Origin of the sequence: Vibrio breoganii, from assembly GCF_001677275.1 — a bacterium.
In the GTDB taxonomy this organism is placed as follows: domain Bacteria; phylum Pseudomonadota; class Gammaproteobacteria; order Enterobacterales; family Vibrionaceae; genus Vibrio; species Vibrio breoganii.
Genome location: NZ_CP016179.1, coordinates 220,589 through 237,850, shown reverse-complemented (window position 1 = coordinate 237,850; position 17,262 = coordinate 220,589). Strand labels below are relative to the sequence as shown.

Genomic DNA, 17,262 nt, shown 5'->3' with positions numbered 1-17,262 from the left:
AGTGGCAGAGGCCAGAATAAGACCAGTTCTCTATTGAGAAGTTATATTCTTACGTCACAAACTTGGTCTTTGTAATTTAAATAGAATGTCTATTAGTAACGGAGTACACAATGAAAAAATCACTTATTGCAACATCCCTGCTAGCAACCACACTCCTTTCTGGGTGTGGCGAAGGGGACGGCTACGTCGATGGCGTTTTTTCAAACGAGTTTAACGTAAATACATGAACAAACCTGCTGTTGAAGCTGGTACTTTCCAGATCAAAACCACAGCCGATGGTAAAGCAACACTAATAAAAGGGAACATTAGTGATGTATACTCTCACCATGACGGGCAAATAATAAATGCATATAAAGTCGTCAAAGATCCAAAACCAATTTACGGGGACACTCGTGTTACGAAGTTTGAGTATACGTTCTTCAACACCGCCACCCCAAGACGCAAGTTATTATATATTACTTACATGAAAACCCCCGAAGTATCAGACGATTTCTACTATTATGGCTTTGGTGGGCTCCGTTACACACTCACCGAAGACTGATAGCACCTTGAGAGTCTCCTAGGAGACTCTCAACCTACCCATAAGCCCTGATACTGGTGGGGCGCGCATCCACTAACCCACTAGCCAGAACTCCTAGGTTGTTCTTTCTTCCAACCTAGGACCATCGATTCTTTCTGTTTCGCTTCCTATCTGATTTCCGGCTTTTCCCTCGATCAACGCTTTGTATCACCCCACAAACTTTTCCATAGTCCACATGGCCGACCGTACCAACATTAACTGAACGCCGTTTCATGCCTACTTCTTTTGCAAGGGACAAACCTGGACCACCACCCACTACCACAAGTCGATCACAACCTTCAGACAAACAAACCACCACTGCTAAGTAGAATCAAAAAAGGCCGATACAGAAGTATCGACCTTGAGCTACGTGAAATTTTAACTAGAAGCGGTATTTGTAACCAACTTCGATTGCGTTATCGCGCTTACCAAACCAGTCATAACCGCCGTTATTCTCTGATTTATGGCTGCTCTTCTTAAGCTCTTGCTTAATTTTGTACTTACCGTAGAACGAGTGCGCTCGTGCATTTGGCAGACGGTACTCAGCGCTGAATTCATTCTCGATTGCGCTTGATTTGTTGTTATCAAACACTGATACATCTTCATCAACTAACTTATTTAAGTAGATGAAATCCCAAACAAACGTGAAATCAGACCATTGATACGTCAACCAGTGGTCAACACGAAGTTCCTTGTTGTAGGTATCCGAGTCACAACCACCACGAACACCATCACCACTTACTTCACTACAAGAGCTATTGTCCTTCATGCGAGCGATGTTTTCACTTACACGAACGCGAACTTTAGATTGTAGGTCACGCGTATAACGGTAACCGGCGTACACGCCGTAGCGTAGGTTTTTAGCTTCTTCTTTTAACTGAAAATCAAGAACAGTACCAAGTTGCCACTCACGACGGTCACCCCAACGGTGTTGATAATCGGTCTTGAATGTCATTTCATACTGATCAGGCTGATAACCTGCTTTACGCTCACGTTCAGTTTCGCTACGTTCGATCTGCCATGCGTTTTCAAAACCCAATTGCAAACCATTGTCCATGCGGTGAGAAAGCTCTAGCTTTGGACGGTCTGTACGGCCATCAAGCAGCTTGTGCTCGTATTTCACTGTCATTGTTGCGGCGAACGCAGAACCACTTGCCAGCGTCATGATCGCTGCAGCTAATAGTGTTTTTTTCATCTTCTTTGAATCTCTATATTTTGTATGAAGTTGGAACAGCAGACACACACTTACTGTGCGCCTGCTTATTCAGAGCAGGAGTTATTCCGCAGTATCTGTTGAGCCAGACTGAGGACCAACATCAGCACTTGTCAGAATGGTTAGGCCCATAGCGCCCTTACCTTCAACATTGCCACCAGCCATTGCTTCGAAGTATTCGTAGTCAGCAGACGCCTTCTCAACATCTGCATCAGCAATAATCTGTGCATCTGTTGCGCCAGCTGCATCGATACGACCATTTGCAGAAAGACCCGCTACTGCATACACATCACCTTCCCAAGTAGAAGCTGCGTTTAGGAAACAGTCGTCACGGTAAGCATTATTGCCAGAAGTCGAACCTTTAACGCCATTAGCGACAAGGTTGTCTTTGAAGTGAATTACTGACTGAGCAAGATCGATGTCTGTCTGACAAGACGCATCGCCCTTACCGATCAGGAACGCTTGTTTAGAGTTAACAACGGTATTGTTCGCAACCGTTGCTGGAGCACGCAATGTTGTATCACCTGCTTCTTCTAGTTGAGCTTCCCAAATAGAGATAGCGCCAGCTTCATTACCCGTTGCGTTTGCAACCGTGCGGTAGAAGTAGTTGTTTGTAACCTGATCGCCCTTACCGATGAAGCGAAGCTGTGTCTCGTACTTACCTTGATAAGCAGAAGCAACACCACGAGTTAGAACAGCGTTGCTATCAAACACGTTGCTCTCACCACCTTCGATTGAAACCCAACCATAAGTGTTTAGGAACGTATTACCTGAGATAGTGTTACCACTTGCACGAACGCGCAGTAGGCGACGAGGGCCTGCAGTAGCTTCAAATAGATTGTCGGTAATTTGAGTGTTAGTAACGTTGTTCTGCTTTGAAGAACTGGTACCAACTTGGATTGCATAGATATCAACAGAATTGAAGTTAGAACCCGCATCCGTAGTACCGTCAATCTCATCTTGAACAAACGCAGCGCCATCATTCAAGTTGTAGAAGTAGTTACCAGAGATAACAGTGTCGACGTGTGCATTTGAATCATTACGAACATTAATGAACGTACCTACCTCAACTGGCTTGTTCACAAATGCGTTGTTCAGAATGTTTGCTTGGCCACGCACAATAATGTCATGTGCAGCTGCTTCTGTTGAGGCGGCGCGACCAGCACCATCGATCGTAATATCACTAAGCGTGATACCAGAAGGTTTAGTATCACCAGGGCGAACACCACTAGCGAACTCTGTTTTACTGCCTGCACCTAGAATAAATAGAGCAGTATCACGAGAGCCAACAGCCTTGTCGCCATCATCTACACAAGCACCGTTAACACCTTCAAACGTAATGTTAGAAACGGTAACGTTGTTGTTAGTGATAAGAATACACGCATCACCACCAGCAATAACTGCAGGCTCAATCATGTTATTCAGCGTGCTTGTACCATCATCACCAATCAGGTAAACACCCGCTGGAATACCAAGATCACCCAGATTCGTGTACGGACCAGTTTTTGGGTCAAGACCGACAACAACCTTGCCATCGCCATTCTCATCAACGGCAATAGTCAACGCCGATTGTAGAGAGGCAATATCAGTCACAACCACATCAGGTTCTAACTCACCAATTTCAGGTACTTCAGGTACTTCTGGAATTTCTGGAAGAAAAGGTAGATCTGGCTTGTCATGGAAATTACAACCGACAAGTACAGACGTAGACAATGCCATTGCCATCAATGCAGATAGTTTGTTTAGTTTCATATTACTGCTTCTCATTAGAATGGGACTCGCCCTGAGTCCCGATTAGGAATCGGATTAGTCTTTTGTGATCTGGTAGCTAGCGCCCGTTTCGTTCATAGACAGAACTTTCAGACCGCGTGCACCGCCATTAAAATTGGTTGCTTCAAGCAAGCCGTTATCGGCACGTTCAAAGCGAGGGTCACGGTAAACAATGCCTTCCCACGGAAGATCCAAACCCGCTACCTGACCAACGAATAACTCGTTGTCGTAAGTTGGGTTTACTAGTGGTGCTGTAGAATCACTGCCTTTAAGAGCAAGAGTTCGGGCCATCTTGGCGTAGGAGATATTGTTGCGGAACGTCATATCAGTTCCTGCGAAAACCGTTGTTACCTGAGAGTTGTCATACAGACTCACGCGGTGACGCTTATCTGAATACAGGATGTTTTGACGGGAGTTGATAACCGTATTGTTCTCCACAGTTACTTTGTATGGAGTTGCTTGCTTATTGAGCTCTTTACCGTACGTATCTTGAGAAAGCGTTTCACCATTTGCAACGTCAGTGATACCGGTATTAATTGCGATACCACCACGAACATTGCCGGTACCCATTACACGTTCAACATAGTTATTACGAATTACATGGCCCGCATCGTAAAGACGAATACCGCCACTAAAGCGCTTGCCGTTACCAAGGATTACGTTGTCTTCAACGGTGTTATCAATGCCGTGACGAACTGAAATCATTGAAGCACTGTCTACAATGGTATTGCCTTTGATTGTATTGCCAGCAGACTTCAGAGATACCAACTCAGTTTCACCATCACACTGAAGGAACAAGTTTCCTTCAATCGTTGTTTCTGATGGATAGATAGAACTCTTAGAGTCACCTACACGAATCGCTTCCCAACTGTTTGAGTTATAACGACGCGCATTAGCAATATCGAACTCGTTGTATTGGTTGTGCTTCTGGTTGTAGAAAAGGTTTCCTTGAATAACGTGACGGTCGGTAGTCGTATCGCCTTTCGCCTTCTGAATACCAATCAACGTACCGCGCTTGTGCTTACCTTCAAACGTATTACTGATTAACTGGTTGTTCTTGCCATACATCGAAATCCAAAGTGTTTTTGGATATTCAGAGCGACGCTGATCAGGTTGGTATTCGTAGCTATCATTGAAATAGAAGAATGTAGAGTTAGTCAGAACGTTGTTACTACCGCGAAAGGTAATGCCACCCATTCGCTCTGCCGGACCACCCTCAGAGAACACAACACCATCAAGAGTAATATTGTCGCCAGTTAGGTTCATTTGAATTGAACCAGTAAACCAAGCAGTACCCGCCTTTTCAGCTTTAATGGTGATGTTATTAGTTTTAAGATCGAAGCGACCCAAATCCGCATACTTCCCCGCTGGAAGAACAAGAGTTTGACCGTCTTTAAGGTTTAGAAGCTGCGCCTTAAGCGCCACTGCATCACCAACAGGAATAGAGGAAGCAGCAATTACTGGCTTATCATATTCCTTTAACATCGTTTCAGTATTAATTAGATCTGCTGTCGAACCAACATCAACTGAATTGGTTGTTGCTGCACAACCTGCCATTACTGAACCCGCAATTGCGACTGCTAATAGTTTCTTATACATCTTCATTTCTCCGATTTGTATGCATACATGTTTCCACACAAAGCAACAGAAAAATAAGGCGCTATTATATTCTTCGACCTATCTCGCACGGACAGACGGAAGTTTGATCAAGGCACGCAAACAAAGGACTTCAAGGCCTTTTATTTATAGGTGCTTTATTTCATATATAAGCAGTTAAAACGAGTAAAATAAGCCAATGCGTCTTATTTAAATGCGGTTTTTGGAGGTTTTTTGATTGAGTATTTGTAATTTTACTGGAATGTTAGTTTTACTGTCTAAATTGGCTTGTAGACCATGCATGTAGAGTTAATATAACGAGATGCTTTCATCGTTCCGTGTTATTTGCGAGTTGTCTCGCAAATGTTTTAGAGTAGCTGTCACTATCACATAAGCGCAAATACACTCTACTGCCACAGGATGACTCAATTGACTTCGCAATAATGACAACACAAACAACACTAGTAACAATCACAGGACGCTGGGGCGAGGCGTCTCAGAAAGTCCACACTGATGACATCAAGTTCATCCGCCAGCTTTTTATCGAAGGGTATCTTTCAGCATCGGCTAAATACAAGAACATGAACGCTTGTAAGATCTTTGATAGAGCTATCAGCGATATGAAAGCGAACGGAAGTAGCGACGCTTCCCTTAATCGATTCTTGATAACGGCGGGAGGATGCTTTATTGCGCATACAGGAAACCTGCCCACACCTGAGAACGGAGAAATCGTAATTCATACGGACGCAATTTCGGAACCTGATTACATCGAGACTAACGAACCTAACCAACCTCCACATCTGGTAGTCCTTCGCAGTTCTCATACACAGAGACTTAAACTATCAATAGGCACAGAGGCTAAATCATTAAACAGCCTAATTGCGGCATCGATACATTCACTCGCTCAGATTTGTAACGACATGCACATCGTGGCGGCACTGGCAGGCAACAAAGTCACCGAAGAGTTCTTCGATTGCGCACCTATCTGGATTGAACGCAGTATCGATAGCTCAACAACTCTAAGCCAAACCTTCGAAGAGAAAATTGACCAAACCTGCGAAAAACACGCTAGAAACGACACCATACTGACCCCGAGTGAAATGCACTCACTTGCCCTCGATAGAAAACAACTCGACCTTACCCTCGAACTCACCCACACAGCAGTGCTACAAATCGTTGGAATGCACATCTATAACACAGGCGAGCCACCAGCATTCCTGCACATCAATAAAGGTAGACCGGTACTCCTCATTGAAGACGACTTACTAGGCATCAAGAAAGAAGCTAAACCTACCCAACACAACAGCACTATCCACTAATCATTATCGGCCTTACAGTCGGCACAGGACAAATACATGACCACAGAAAGCACAACTATTACCGTCAGCGGAAAGTGGGGGACGCTGGTTACATCCATCAACACCACCGACCCAAAAGTCATCACGCAACGCTTTATCGAGGGCTATCTTGTGGCATCTCATACCTACCAAGAGACCCACCCAATCGAATTGATTGAGAAAGCAATCCAAGACATTGAAGGTTTCGATACATTTCCTTTCTGCGCCGGGGGCTGCGCCATCGCCTACACTGGAAAGCTACCGAAGATTAATAATGGGGAAATTACCATTTACACGGACGCCATTTCGGGTGATAACATCGATGATTCTAAAGACGGTAGTACATCCGTCGCATGCGTTCTTAAGACCACCAGCGCTGAAAAGCTACCTAGGAATATCGTTGCCGAGTTTCCAAGCATGGAAACACTGGTTAGAATTTCTGTTCGCTGTTTAGCTAGCGCAATCGACGATCTCGCCTCAGCGTCTGACAACCTGAAAATAAAGGCAGCATTCCCAAAATTCGCTCCGCACTTTATAGAATTGCAAATCAACACAAGCATTGAAAACCTCATCGATAGTGAAACGAAACTCAAAGACATTATGAGAAAACAACGGATCGAAGATAACATCAAGGCAGAACTACAACTGGCACAGTTCGCTTACCACAAGAACACTCTTGATTCTGGTATTCAACACATACAACGCGGTCTCATCCAAGCCATAGGCCTTGGTCTCTGCAACTCTGGAGCTTTACCTGAAGCAACCAAAACCAAACTGCATTCCAACACTGTATTTATCACCGATAGTAGCATCACTAACGAGCAAACCCCTGAAGATACCACCATCCACTAAGACAACATCTTGGGAAACACGCCGAACGTAGCTTTCGGCTTTCCCTTGAGCACCCTAGGTAAATAAGCTGACAAGTAACCTTCTGTAGCCACTAAAGCCTCATTAGCCATCAACGAACCAATAGACCCCTCACGCTCAACAGCTAATGAATAAAGCCTATCTGCAATTTGCACCGACACTGTAAAGATATTGAATTGCTCAGGTAACAACGGGAGATGAAAGTAGCGCTCGTAATAGCGCTGGATCATCTCGCCTAACCCATCATCATTACTCAGATTCTCTTGAACCAACCGACTGTGCCCATGCACACCCAAAAGTAGCTTTGAAGCTGCTCTATTCTGAGTGTAGAAATCTACAAAACCACACTCAATAGCACGATTAAGATCCACCCAACTCCTGACGTCTATTCCCAATAAAGCAGAGTCTATTACCCTACTAAATTGAGTGAAAATATCCCTCTGCAAATCACAGAACAGCGCCTCAATATTCGGGTAGTGATAATAGATCGTTGATGGAGATACCTGAGCTTCCTTAGCCACTTCATACATGGTAATGGCATCTACGCTGCGAGCGTCAATCATATCCAGAGCAGTTTCTTTGATATGAACCAACCGCGCTTGCGTAACCTCACTCCTACTTAAACTCAACTACCGATACCTTTAATCAACACAAAATAGAGACTTATTAGAACCAAGTATCGACAAATCACAGGCATTTCTCAGATTATTTGCGTACCACCTCGGAATAATTGCCCCTCAACCACCTTACCTTTCGATAAATGACACTATTAGCAATTCCAAATCTCTCTACTCGTTAGTGTTGACATACAACTTACTAAGAGCAGTAAATAAAAATGAGCGAAAGATTACAATCTAAACCGTCAAATGACGGATATCGCATGCCAGGTGAACACGAACCTCATGAGCGCGTTTTCATGGTGTGGCCAGAGCGATGTGACAACTGGCGTTTAGGCGCAAAACCTGCACAACGCACATTCGTTGAAGTGGCAAAAGCCATCTCTAAACGCACACCAGTAACAATGGTCGTCAGTGCAAGCCAGTTTGATAACGCTCGCACACAACTTCCTAGCGATATTCAAGTTATCGAGATGAGCTCCAATGACTCATGGATGCGTGATACAGGCCCAAGCTATGTTGTTGACGATAACGGCAATCGACGCGGTGTTGATTGGGGCTTTAATGCCTGGGGCGGCTTAGTCGATGGACTCTATTTCCCTTGGGACAAAGACGATCAGATCGCTCAAAAAGTTTGTGAAATCCTAGGCGACGATAGCTACCGAGCGCCACTCATTCTTGAAGGTGGCTCTATCCACATTGATGGCGAAGGCACTGTCTATACGACAGAAGAATGCCTACTTCATCCAAGCCGTAATCCAGACTTAACAAAAGATGAAATCGAGAAACTACTTTGCGACTACTTAGGTGCAGAAAAAGTTATCTGGATCCCTAACGGTCTTTTCAATGACGAAACGAACGGTCACGTTGATAACCTTATTCACGTAGTGCGCCCTGCAACTATCGCCCTTACTTGGTGCGACGATGAAACAGACCCTCAATACACACTGTCTCGCGAATCATTAGCCGCTCTTGAAGCTCAAACTGACGCAAAAGGCCGCTCTATTGAGGTTATTAAGATCCCAATGCCTGGTCCACTCTACATGACAGCAGAGGAAGCCTCTGGCATCGATGCTGCGGACGGGATGGAACGTGAGGCTGGTGAGCGCCTTGCCGCATCTTATGCAAACTACCTAATTTCAAATAAACACATCATCTTCCCACTCCTTGATCCAAAAACTGACGGAGATATGGAAGCGATGTTCAAACGCATGTACCCAGACCACCTAATTACAGGTGTTGAGGCGCGCGAAATTCTACTTGGTGGTGGCAACATCCACTGCATCACACAGCAAATCCCGGCGGTTTAAAATGGATTCGAATAAGAAAATGGGCCTCGCCCAAACCGTACTCTTTGGAGTATGTACAGTATTGGTAATTGACACTGTTGCTGCATCTGCATCAGCAGGTATTGGTGGCTTCTTTTGGTGGCTACTCCTTCTAGCTTGCTTCTTCCTGCCATACGGATTGATTACAGCAGAACTATCAACAACATACCCTGATGATGGCGGTATTTATGATTGGGTTGCAAAAGCCTTTGGTAAAACATGGGGCGCAAGAACGGCCTGGATTTACTGGATTAACTTCGCACTCTGGATCCCAGCAGTCTATTTCCTTTTCGCTGTCGTTCTAGGTCAAATTATTAACGTCGAATTCTCCGCAATTCAAATAGCGCTCATTTCCATAGCCATGAGTTGGGTTGCAGTGTTCTTGTCTCTAAAACCAATTGCTGATGCAGCATGGGTTACTAACCTTGGTGCGCTTTGCAAAGTTGTCGTGATGGGCGCTATCGGTATCGCCGGTATCTCTCACATTGCCCTTGGCAACCCGACAGCGAACGGCATGTCTCTTGCTGACTTCACTCCCGATCTAAATACTGGCCTAGAGCTAATTCCTATCGCTCTATTTGGTCTGGTAGGTTTTGAGGTAGTTGGAGGTGCAGCTGGCGCACTTAAAGACCCTGCAAAAGATATCCCTCGCGCAACAATCCTTGGCGGTATTCTGATTGCGTTTTTCTACTTATTTAGTAGCTTCGGCATTCTGACCGTTATCCCAGTAGACGCTATCGACCCTGCGGCTGGTCTTTACGAATCCCTAGAAGCGCTATTCGGACTAACTGGCGCCATGGGCGTGCTAGTCAACGTTCTTGCAGTAATGTTCCTATTTACTCTCATCTCAAACATCGTTTCGTGGTCAGTTGGCGTTAACTATGTTGCAAAATACGCAGCACTGAATAACGACATGCCAAAAATCTTTAAAACTGAAACCAAAGACGGCGTAGCGAAAGGTGCGGCACTAATGAACGGTGTCGTAGCGACTATCGTCATGATTGCTTACGCTATCATTGCGACCACCGGTGGCAATGAAGACCTGTTCTGGAATGTATTCTCGCTTGGTGCCATTACACTACTAATGAGCTACATCGTTATGTTCCCCGCTTTCCTTAAACTGCGCAAGACAGACAACAAAGAGCGCCCTTACAAAGTTAAAGGCAACTTGACTATTTTACGTTTAGCTTGTTACAGCCCAATGGTATGCCTGATCCTTGGTATCATCACGTTCTTCTGGACGCCAGCTGCAGGCCTAGACACCGAATTCCTTATCCAAGTGGGTTCAGGCGTTCTGATTGCTCTTGTTGTAGGTGAAGTTGCAATGATGCGCCGTGCAAAAGCACTTAAAGCTAGCACTGCCGAGTAACAGCACCACTCACCAGAAATGAAAAAACAAAGCCCGCAACTGTCACCGAAAGGTGATTCGTTGCGGGCTTTTCTCTTAACTTTAGCGAATTTATCTTAGTGCTACTCTGGCTCCACCAGCAAAGGAGAAGCGCATGAATAAACTGACAACAGAACTAACAGCAATAGGAATCTCTCTTGATAAGTGGGGATTACCCCACAACACAGCCAACACAAAACCATCCCCCAATCTTGATGCGATCCGAAAAGCCGCGACGGGAATAAGCCAATCCAACCTTGAGTTTTATCCACCTTCGATAGATACATTGCGACACCTGGCTGAGATTATTTACTCAACATCGACATGGTCGTTAGCACCATTCCACGAAGGCGTTTTCAGTACCAAAAGTGAGTTCCTGTTCGTTCTTGAACAAGATATCGATACACGCTTCGAAATCGTAATCCAAGCATCCGGAAGCGAACCTAGCGCATTTGTGGTTTGTGAGCACGAAGGAAACATATCACTTTACGATAGCGAACAATTCCACCACGAAAATGGACCTACAATTGGCACTTACCCGACCCCACTGAGCTTTATTGAAAACGCGCACTTCGATTGCCAATCAGCAACACAGAAGAACAATGACTCGACGGTATTGCTTCAGCCACTCATCCACAAAGATGCCTCATATGCCGACAGTATGAGCAACATCAACCTATTTGATTTGGAGTCGATTAGCCGCAACTTTGGAGAACACATTATTGATGCAGTGTCACAAAGGAAAGATGTCTTGCTAGGCAGTACCAGTGGTGAAGGGTTTTCAGATAATGAAGACTGCAAGGCTTTTCTAGATACATTCCCTGGATGGCCCTTATCACTCATCATAGCCAGAAAAGATGAAAGTAAACCCGCTGAACGCGTGCTCGTTTATTCGAAGAGTATGAACCTACACACCAATGAGCATCTTGTATTTAGTGACATAGACTATGAGTTTATTGATGTGTCGCATGAGGATACTCAAAGCCGAATCGACAAACTTGTAGCGCAATTTCAATAAAAACAACGGGCAGGCTCCCCTGCCCAAAAACTCATGAGGTAATGTATGTGTAAGCTCACGGGCGCAAAGGAATGGGTGAGAAACGAACAACCATCCATTAACCAAATCAAAAATGTGGTTGCTAAACTGAAACCAAAAACGAAAACTGCTCCAAATCCACAGCAATACATTGATGCGATGGACTACCTGACAGGAGTTTTAACCTCACTGCTCAAGCAACAGAAACGAATAGAACAGACTGAAACTAGACAACCAATAGAACTGCCACCACCACGAAAATCCAGCTCACTTTCGTACGAGCAAGACAACTCAGTAAAGAAACTTCAGGGCCAATCAAAACTTGATGTCTTCGAACAACTTAAAGGGAAGCTGGGAGTTAACCTGACAGCCACACCGTAAAAAAAGAGCCGGAAGTTACAATAACTACCGGCTCACACGTTTTTCAAAAGCACTACGCATAGGTGGTCAGCGCCTTTTCAATCAAAGGCTCTAGTTCTGCCCCAATCTCAGCAACCCCTATTAACATATCTCGCGGAGCATCTACATAAGGATAAACATAAGCGAAACCTGTATTAACATCCACAAACACATCGTCAGACTCTCTGCCGTACAGGCCAATGCCGTAAATTTCACTAAAGCCTTTTGCTACAAGAGCAGACCTCAGGTTAACAAGCGACCTCACTTATTACCACCCGAACCAGTACAGTCTCTACCGATTACCTGAAGATGAGAACGAATAAGCACGTCCGTACCCTTGCAGACCGAACCTGTCCAAGCATATTGCTTTTGCCAGGTTTTCGTAGTGATATTTCGATTACCACCAGCTACGCAAACATCAGTCACAGTGGTCCATGCCCCACTATTAGGCATTGCAACACACACACGTCTACTTGCCTCAGCAATAATCAAGTTACGCTCTGCATCGGAAACGCGCGTCGCGGTACCAGCTGTCGCTGCATTCGTTGCCCCTGCTAACTGATAGGTATTCAAAGCAGTAGATTTGATCGAACTCCTTTCAGCAGTCGCTACTGTTGTAGCTGTTCCCGCAACATCAGCTGAGCTTACATGCTCTGGTGCTTCTACTTGCGCATTTTTACCCGCACCACCAGCGAGCGCATCTTGGTGAATCTCACCATGACGGTCGTTTATATAGATCGAATCGATAACAGAACCGTAATCGAACGCCACAGCACCCGCAGAAAATACCGCTGATCCAAATAGCACTAACATTGTTTTTTTCATCTTTTCTTTCACCCCAAATACCTAACTGCAATGCGAGTAGCCTTTGCAAATTTCTTTACGCGCAGCTTCGATATACGCCTCTCTCGCCGCGTTCGACAAACGTGTGGCTGTATTAGCATTTACCGCATAAGTTGCATTTCTAATCGTGCCATTCCTAATTGAGTTAATAATGGCATTCCTCTCAGTCGTATCGACTCGAGTCGCCACATTGGCAGTATCAACCCGAGGTACATGATCGGAAAAGGTTTTATAGTTCAGCCCACCACCTTGAGACCAACTGCCTTGATCCACACCAACATACCTGTGACCACTGGCCACTCCATCAATAACACTGTTGTAGTCATGAGCCATCGCTGAAACACAAAAGAAAGCACTAGCCACTACAATCAAAACATTTTTCATTTCATCCACCCCTACTCGACACGAAATCGACTACGCGCCGTAGCATTTATCCAGTTACGCTCTGTCGTAGACGCCGCGTTTGCCTGAGTCGCAGTTGTAGCCGTCCCTACCCGCGAGTGAGTACCAGTCAAGGCCTCTGATATAATCCTATTACGTTCAGTGGTTGCCACCGTCAGCGCTACCCCCGCAGTGCCCGCAGACTTGGCAGCCTCAACGGGCGGCAAGGTGGGGTTGTTACCCCCACTCGTATTAAGACCATCATGAGTCACACTACCGAAGTTGGAACCACTTGATACACTTTGCATAATGCCAGAGTAATATTCAGAGCCAGCGTAAACCACACTAGACCCACTCATTACCGCTACCAACATTACAAGATTCAGTCTTTTCATTACCGCATCCTTTACTAATTTTTAATTCCCATTTGTCATACATATACCAATTGCGAATGAGAAATAAACGAGTAAAATCATTTATAAATCCCAACAAAAAAAGGGAGCCGAAGCTCCCCTTGTCCACCTAACATTAACGTCGTCCACCCCCGCCACCACTACCACACTTCTCCCCAGCAAGCGATCCTGTGGCCGTACGATATTCATACTGACTTTGACTGCAAACACCCCCAGACCATGTGTATTTTGACTCCCAGTACTGGGTTCTATTCATGATCTGGCACCCCCAAGAAGTATTGGAAGAAGTAGTCCAGCGTCTCGTAGGCATACTTTGACAAACACGCTTTCGCGCTTCACTCATAATGTAATTGCGCTCTGTTGTAGAGACACGAGTAGCAGTGCCTGTACTATCTGCGTAGTTCGCTTTACTTATCGTTCCCGATCTCGCATCAGAGATAATAGAATTACGCTCGCTTGTTGCGACCTTACTTGCCGTTTGAGCAGCGTCAGCTGTAGACACGTTATCTGCTGAGTCAGAGTTTGCATTCAAGCCACTACCAGCACTCAAATCTTGCGGTTTCTCACTATCATAAAGACCCGCAGCTTTTACATCATCGATATAGTCTTGATAGCTCAACTCCTCTTGTGCATGCACACACAAAGGCAGTAACAATACCAATAAAAAACCCAATATTGCTTTCATAGTCTCACCTCTCATCTAGCAATGTGAGAAATCTTTACAGATCTCAATCACTGCCTGGTTAATCAGATAGTTACGTTCACTTGTCGATAATCTTGTCGCATTACCCGAACTTGTTGAATACGACGCTGAACTCACTGTCCCTGCCCTCGCATCCGAGATAATGGCATTTCGCTCTGCGGAGTTAACCTTCAAGGCCTGAGCTGCGGTGGTAACGCTAGATGCATGATCAACATCATCTACGTAATAGTTCTCACCCTCACCCTGCGACCATTCATCCTCAGGCACAATGTCGTAGTTTTTTGACGACTCAACCTGTGCAATCACATCGCTATACTCAAGGTCGTAATCGACCGCCATCACCAAAGGTGACACCAAAAGTGACACCAACGCCACACCGTAAATACTCTTCATATTTGCACCCCTACCTGACGATAAAACCACTACGAGCAGTACGAATAATCCAACTTCGCTCTGTATTTGATGCTCGCGTTGCAGTGCCTGCATTTGTTGAGTAACTCGCTCTCGAAACTTTCCCTGAACGAGCTGCACTTATAATTGAATTTCGCTCTGCAGTTGCCACCTTCATCGCAATAGCAGCTGTTTGTGCACTAGTTGCCGAATCTGCACTGCCCGAATTAGGGCTTAAACCCCCACCAGCACTCAAATCAGACGACTCTAACAACTCATAGCTTGAACGCGCCCCAACATCCTGAATTACCATTACATACTCAGCTTCTGCGTCCTCGTTCTCAGCCATGACACCAAACGATACAAACAACAGAACCAAGCCTTCAGCCATAAAAGTCATATCCCACCTCCAGAACTTTTTTGGTTTCTTTCTAGTAGGTAAAACCAGGCAATAAACACAGGCTGTCGCGCTTCATTAACAACGCCGCAACAAGAATAGGAACACAGTTGACTAATACTGCTTTCTATAGTGTGAGTTAGCTCGAAAACAAACCAAGCTGAAGAAATACAAGACTTTTGCAACAAGGTGTTAGAGGTAGACTAACCAGAAACACCAAGGAGTTCCCATGCGCACATTATTTCTAGCCTTTTTGGCTTTAGCATCGATAAATTCTCACGCTAATCCTCTTCGAGATCTTGAGAATCTACCCCTAAAAGACAAAATATGGATAGAAGAAAGCTGCCCCAAGCTGTTGGGCCCGCAATCATGGAGCAACTGCGCAGAACGCAATATATCCGCTCTAAAAGCCAAGGATTTTCCGTTAGATAAACTCAACACTCTCAAGAAATGGCAATCCGATTGGATCAAGGAAACCTGCCCCAAACTACTTGGCCCTCGATCATGGAGTAATTGCGTTAACAGAAATATCAAAGCAATAACCAACCTTGATACCCAACCAAACGCGACCACAAACTGCCCAACAGTACTAGGACCACAAAGCTGGCCTAACTGCACCCAAAGACACAACAAAACCCAACAAATAGACACCACCGTTGTATATACAGAAGTAACGACCGACTACTTAACTGCACCAGAAGAACTCAGCGGAGGGCTATTTTCACAGCTAGTTTGGATCACGTCAGCCATCGCATTAGGAGCACTGGCGATCTATCTGTTTTTTCTCCCGACTATCATTGCCAGAAAGAAGAACCACCCCAACAAAACGGCCATCTTATTAATAAATGTTTTTGGAACATTGGTATGGGGAGTTGGCTGGCTTATTGCATTAATATGGTCTCTCTTTGGAAACTCGAGCGATATTGGGATGAACAGAGGCGAGATTGCGGATGAGATTGAAAAACTGGATGCATTGCGAAAGTCCGGCGCCATAACCGAAGCAGAGTTTCAGAAGCGCAAAACCTTTTTACTGAACTATTGATGGCGCCCAGACCAAATATTGCGTGATCTGCACAATTTCTTTGACCTAAATCTATTAACAAAGTGCTCCACCAATGTAGTCTTGCCTCCCTATCGAACAACACCTTTTTAATGGATTAGGTATGAAAAAGCTTCTACTGATTGTAGTGATAACTATTCTTTCAGGCTGCGCAACAACCGAGAGATACAACGCAATATTAGACACTTGGATGGGGCACGATATTGAAGAGCTAGTCAATAGTTGGGGATATCCAGACAACTCATTTGTCGCGCCAAATGGCAACAAAGTTTATGTTTATGGGTATCAAGCCAGCACATATGTTCCTCAGACAAACTACACTACGACAACTTATAACGCCGTTGGGGGCACCCTTTATGGGAACTCTACAACTAACTCTGTTGGAGGTTACACAGTGCAACACAACTGCACTACTTTCTTTGAGGTCGACGAATCCGGCACACTCGTCAACTGGCGATGGAAAGGAAACGCTTGTAAATCCTACTAAGCATTTAGTCGGTTAACAGGTACGCAGGAAACAAAAGGACTACCACAATAATAGTGGTAGCCCTTTTCTCATATCACTACAAGCACGTGATAATAGGTTCAACCTCATCCCAGGACCATTCAACCAGATCATCGTCGAATTTACTCAACTCCAACTCTGCTTCAAACTGCCGAATAAGCTCAGGCGTTAAATACAGAGGTCCAGCATTCATCATCTGGGGATAAACCGCGATCCGAGAATTGCGATAATCCACCTCAATAGGAACACCGGCCATCATTGCTTCGATCATTGGCTCAACCGAGCAACCATAAATATCAGCCTGTTCAGCATCTATCTCTTGCGCAATTGATAGGGGATTAACATTGATAGTGACTCTATGGCCAACGCCCTGAGTATCCAGCAACTCCGCCTCAAACTGCCCAACTTCCAAACCATCTGAGAAATACTCAGCTAAGACTTCTGCTCTATTTTTCATG

At 45.0% G+C, this 17,262-nt stretch carries 21 protein-coding genes; 9 read left to right on the top strand and 12 right to left on the bottom strand.

Annotation, left to right across the window (positions count from 1 at the left end):
• Positions 1-223: 223 nt before the first annotated feature.
• Positions 224-541, top strand: a complete 318-nt coding sequence (locus tag A6E01_RS20225; RefSeq protein ID WP_065211300.1) for a hypothetical protein — start codon at positions 224-226, stop codon at positions 539-541.
• Positions 542-941: 400 nt separating this feature from the next.
• On the opposite strand, the gene A6E01_RS20220 is transcribed toward A6E01_RS20225, so the two are convergent.
• The 3 genes from A6E01_RS20220 to A6E01_RS20210 form a co-directional block, all read right to left on the bottom strand.
• Complete coding sequence (locus A6E01_RS20220) at positions 942-1,754, bottom strand: oligogalacturonate-specific porin KdgM family protein (RefSeq protein ID WP_065211299.1); 813 nt, start codon at positions 1,752-1,754, stop codon at positions 942-944.
• 81 nt (positions 1,755-1,835) lie between these two features.
• On the bottom strand, positions 1,836-3,524 hold the full coding sequence (locus A6E01_RS20215; RefSeq protein WP_065211298.1) for a chondroitinase-B domain-containing protein: 1,689 nt from the start codon (positions 3,522-3,524) through the stop codon (positions 1,836-1,838).
• Positions 3,525-3,578: 54 nt separating this feature from the next.
• Entirely contained in the window at positions 3,579-5,141 is a 1,563-nt protein-coding gene (locus A6E01_RS20210; protein WP_065211297.1) for a polysaccharide lyase 6 family protein, read from the bottom strand.
• Positions 5,142-5,581: 440 nt separating this feature from the next.
• Here A6E01_RS20210 and A6E01_RS20205 point away from each other — a divergent pair, with 440 nt between their 5' ends.
• Positions 5,582-6,457 carry a hypothetical protein gene (locus A6E01_RS20205; RefSeq protein WP_065211296.1) on the top strand — a complete coding sequence of 292 codons (876 nt, stop codon included), beginning with the start codon at positions 5,582-5,584 and terminating at the stop codon, positions 6,455-6,457.
• Positions 6,458-6,493: 36 nt separating this feature from the next.
• Positions 6,494-7,327: a hypothetical protein gene (locus A6E01_RS20200; protein WP_065211295.1), complete on the top strand. Its 834-nt coding sequence runs from the start codon at positions 6,494-6,496 to the stop codon at positions 7,325-7,327.
• Here A6E01_RS20200 and A6E01_RS20195 read toward each other — a convergent pair.
• On the bottom strand, positions 7,324-7,974 hold the full coding sequence (locus tag A6E01_RS20195) for a TetR/AcrR family transcriptional regulator (protein ID WP_156744663.1): 651 nt from the start codon (positions 7,972-7,974) through the stop codon (positions 7,324-7,326). The genes A6E01_RS20200 and A6E01_RS20195 overlap by 4 nt on opposite strands.
• 206 nt (positions 7,975-8,180) lie before the next feature.
• Here A6E01_RS20195 and aguA point away from each other — a divergent pair, with 206 nt between their 5' ends.
• From aguA to A6E01_RS20175, 4 genes are all read left to right on the top strand, one after another.
• Complete coding sequence (gene aguA / locus A6E01_RS20190) at positions 8,181-9,272, top strand: agmatine deiminase (RefSeq protein WP_065211294.1); 1,092 nt, start codon at positions 8,181-8,183, stop codon at positions 9,270-9,272.
• 1 nt (position 9,273) lies between these two features.
• Positions 9,274-10,659 (top strand): APC family permease, encoded by a 1,386-nt coding sequence (locus A6E01_RS20185; RefSeq protein ID WP_065211293.1) that lies wholly within the window; start codon positions 9,274-9,276, stop codon positions 10,657-10,659.
• A gap of 133 nt (positions 10,660-10,792) precedes the next feature.
• Positions 10,793-11,695, top strand: a complete 903-nt coding sequence (locus A6E01_RS20180) for a hypothetical protein (protein ID WP_065211292.1) — start codon at positions 10,793-10,795, stop codon at positions 11,693-11,695.
• A gap of 45 nt (positions 11,696-11,740) precedes the next feature.
• A complete protein-coding gene (locus A6E01_RS20175) occupies positions 11,741-12,094 on the top strand; it encodes a hypothetical protein (RefSeq protein WP_065211291.1) in 354 nt (117 codons plus the stop codon).
• Between the two features lie 52 nt (positions 12,095-12,146).
• On the opposite strand, the gene A6E01_RS20170 is transcribed toward A6E01_RS20175, so the two are convergent.
• The 7 genes from A6E01_RS20170 to A6E01_RS20140 form a co-directional block, all read right to left on the bottom strand.
• Positions 12,147-12,377, bottom strand: coding sequence for a hypothetical protein (locus A6E01_RS20170; RefSeq protein WP_065211290.1), 231 nt, complete (start codon positions 12,375-12,377; stop codon positions 12,147-12,149).
• Positions 12,374-12,937, bottom strand: coding sequence for a hypothetical protein (locus tag A6E01_RS20165; protein ID WP_156744662.1), 564 nt, complete (start codon positions 12,935-12,937; stop codon positions 12,374-12,376). The genes A6E01_RS20170 and A6E01_RS20165 overlap by 4 nt, the downstream gene beginning before the upstream one ends.
• Before the next feature lie 21 nt (positions 12,938-12,958).
• Positions 12,959-13,339, bottom strand: coding sequence for a hypothetical protein (locus tag A6E01_RS20160; protein WP_065211288.1), 381 nt, complete (start codon positions 13,337-13,339; stop codon positions 12,959-12,961).
• Positions 13,340-13,350: 11 nt separating this feature from the next.
• On the bottom strand, positions 13,351-13,731 hold the full coding sequence (locus A6E01_RS20155; RefSeq protein WP_065211287.1) for a hypothetical protein: 381 nt from the start codon (positions 13,729-13,731) through the stop codon (positions 13,351-13,353).
• Between the two features lie 133 nt (positions 13,732-13,864).
• Entirely contained in the window at positions 13,865-14,434 is a 570-nt protein-coding gene (locus A6E01_RS20150) for a hypothetical protein (RefSeq protein WP_156744661.1), read from the bottom strand.
• 15 nt (positions 14,435-14,449) lie between these two features.
• The gene (locus A6E01_RS20145; protein ID WP_065211285.1) at positions 14,450-14,845 is read right to left on the bottom strand and encodes a hypothetical protein; all 396 of its coding nucleotides are present in this window, start codon (positions 14,843-14,845) and stop codon (positions 14,450-14,452) included.
• 10 nt (positions 14,846-14,855) lie between these two features.
• A complete protein-coding gene (locus tag A6E01_RS20140) occupies positions 14,856-15,242 on the bottom strand; it encodes a hypothetical protein (RefSeq protein ID WP_065211284.1) in 387 nt (128 codons plus the stop codon).
• Between the two features lie 226 nt (positions 15,243-15,468).
• Here A6E01_RS20140 and A6E01_RS21200 point away from each other — a divergent pair, with 226 nt between their 5' ends.
• Positions 15,469-16,281 (top strand): superinfection immunity protein, encoded by an 813-nt coding sequence (locus A6E01_RS21200; protein WP_082961443.1) that lies wholly within the window; start codon positions 15,469-15,471, stop codon positions 16,279-16,281.
• A 121-nt stretch (positions 16,282-16,402) separates the two neighbouring features.
• Positions 16,403-16,786, top strand: coding sequence for a hypothetical protein (locus A6E01_RS20130; RefSeq protein ID WP_065211283.1), 384 nt, complete (start codon positions 16,403-16,405; stop codon positions 16,784-16,786).
• A gap of 76 nt (positions 16,787-16,862) precedes the next feature.
• Here the strand turns inward: A6E01_RS20130 and A6E01_RS20125 are convergent, their stop codons facing one another.
• Complete coding sequence (locus A6E01_RS20125) at positions 16,863-17,261, bottom strand: hypothetical protein (protein ID WP_065211282.1); 399 nt, start codon at positions 17,259-17,261, stop codon at positions 16,863-16,865.
• Between the last annotated feature and the right edge of the window lies 1 nt (position 17,262).

Bases quoted from the DNA above. Each gene is read 5' to 3' on its own strand.
- A6E01_RS20225 (WP_065211300.1), top strand. From the start codon at position 224: ATGAACAAACCTGCTGTTGAAGCTGGTACTTTCCAGATCAAAACCACA.
- A6E01_RS20220 (WP_065211299.1), bottom strand. From the start codon at position 1,754: ATGAAAAAAACACTATTAGCTGCAGCGATCATGACGCTGGCAAGTGGT.
- A6E01_RS20215 (WP_065211298.1), bottom strand. From the start codon at position 3,524: ATGAAACTAAACAAACTATCTGCATTGATGGCAATGGCATTGTCTACG.
- A6E01_RS20210 (WP_065211297.1), bottom strand. From the start codon at position 5,141: ATGTATAAGAAACTATTAGCAGTCGCAATTGCGGGTTCAGTAATGGCA.
- A6E01_RS20205 (WP_065211296.1), top strand. From the start codon at position 5,582: ATGACAACACAAACAACACTAGTAACAATCACAGGACGCTGGGGCGAG.
- A6E01_RS20200 (WP_065211295.1), top strand. From the start codon at position 6,494: ATGACCACAGAAAGCACAACTATTACCGTCAGCGGAAAGTGGGGGACG.
- aguA (WP_065211294.1), top strand. From the start codon at position 8,181: ATGAGCGAAAGATTACAATCTAAACCGTCAAATGACGGATATCGCATG.
- A6E01_RS20185 (WP_065211293.1), top strand. From the start codon at position 9,274: ATGGATTCGAATAAGAAAATGGGCCTCGCCCAAACCGTACTCTTTGGA.
- A6E01_RS20180 (WP_065211292.1), top strand. From the start codon at position 10,793: ATGAATAAACTGACAACAGAACTAACAGCAATAGGAATCTCTCTTGAT.
- A6E01_RS20175 (WP_065211291.1), top strand. From the start codon at position 11,741: ATGTGTAAGCTCACGGGCGCAAAGGAATGGGTGAGAAACGAACAACCA.
- A6E01_RS20165 (WP_156744662.1), bottom strand. From the start codon at position 12,937: ATGAAAAAAACAATGTTAGTGCTATTTGGATCAGCGGTATTTTCTGCG.
- A6E01_RS20160 (WP_065211288.1), bottom strand. From the start codon at position 13,339: ATGAAAAATGTTTTGATTGTAGTGGCTAGTGCTTTCTTTTGTGTTTCA.
- A6E01_RS20155 (WP_065211287.1), bottom strand. From the start codon at position 13,731: ATGAAAAGACTGAATCTTGTAATGTTGGTAGCGGTAATGAGTGGGTCT.
- A6E01_RS20150 (WP_156744661.1), bottom strand. From the start codon at position 14,434: ATGAAAGCAATATTGGGTTTTTTATTGGTATTGTTACTGCCTTTGTGT.
- A6E01_RS20145 (WP_065211285.1), bottom strand. From the start codon at position 14,845: ATGAAGAGTATTTACGGTGTGGCGTTGGTGTCACTTTTGGTGTCACCT.
- A6E01_RS20140 (WP_065211284.1), bottom strand. From the start codon at position 15,242: ATGACTTTTATGGCTGAAGGCTTGGTTCTGTTGTTTGTATCGTTTGGT.
- A6E01_RS21200 (WP_082961443.1), top strand. From the start codon at position 15,469: ATGCGCACATTATTTCTAGCCTTTTTGGCTTTAGCATCGATAAATTCT.
- A6E01_RS20130 (WP_065211283.1), top strand. From the start codon at position 16,403: ATGAAAAAGCTTCTACTGATTGTAGTGATAACTATTCTTTCAGGCTGC.
- A6E01_RS20125 (WP_065211282.1), bottom strand. From the start codon at position 17,261: ATGAAAAATAGAGCAGAAGTCTTAGCTGAGTATTTCTCAGATGGTTTG.